The organism is Streptomyces justiciae, from assembly GCF_015163075.1.
GTDB lineage: Bacteria > Actinomycetota > Actinomycetes > Streptomycetales > Streptomycetaceae > Streptomyces > Streptomyces justiciae.
In genome coordinates this window covers 1-574 of the sequence record NZ_JADDXU010000056.1, presented here as the reverse complement: position 1 = coordinate 574, position 574 = coordinate 1, and the positions used below count along the sequence as shown (strand labels likewise).

1 pseudogene is annotated in these 574 nt (G+C 68.8%); it reads right to left on the bottom strand.

What is annotated here, in order from left to right:
* A pseudogene (locus IQ210_RS46990) lies at positions 1-574 on the bottom strand (helix-turn-helix transcriptional regulator); the annotation flags it as partial.

The following is a 574-nucleotide window of genomic DNA, read 5'->3' as shown; positions in this document are numbered from 1 at the left end:
GCCCACCGTCATCTGGTCCAGCATGATCAGATGCAGCATCGTCATGGCGTCGGCCACGGCGCCGGTCTCCACCTCGCGGTCCACCATGCGCTGCAGATAGGGCCGGTACTGGCTGAGGGTGTCCACGTGATAGGCGGCCACCGCCAGCCGTGTCACGTCCCACGGCTCCAGGGACTGCGGGTCGGCGTAGGCGCGCTCCACCCGTTCGTTCACTCCGGCGCCGCGAAGTACCACGTCACCCCACGCGTCCTGGTAAATGCGCGAGTGCGCGGGCACCGCGTCGCCCAGGCTGTCCAGCAGTTCGTGCACCCGCTCCCACCACGCCTCGTCACTGCCGTACTGGCTGATGGCCAGCAGCAGGTCGATCAGCCGCGTGAGCACCTCGTCCGGTTGCCGGATCCCGCGGTCGCGCATGCTCTCGATGGCGGCGAAGACCTGGCGCTGTGAGGAGCGGACATCCCCGTCCTCGAACAGCGCGACATAGCCCGACGTGACCACCGAGTCCGGAGAGACGTCGCTGTCCGCGTCCACACTTCCGCGGACCAGCTGCTGTGCCTGCTCCAGCCGCCCCGAG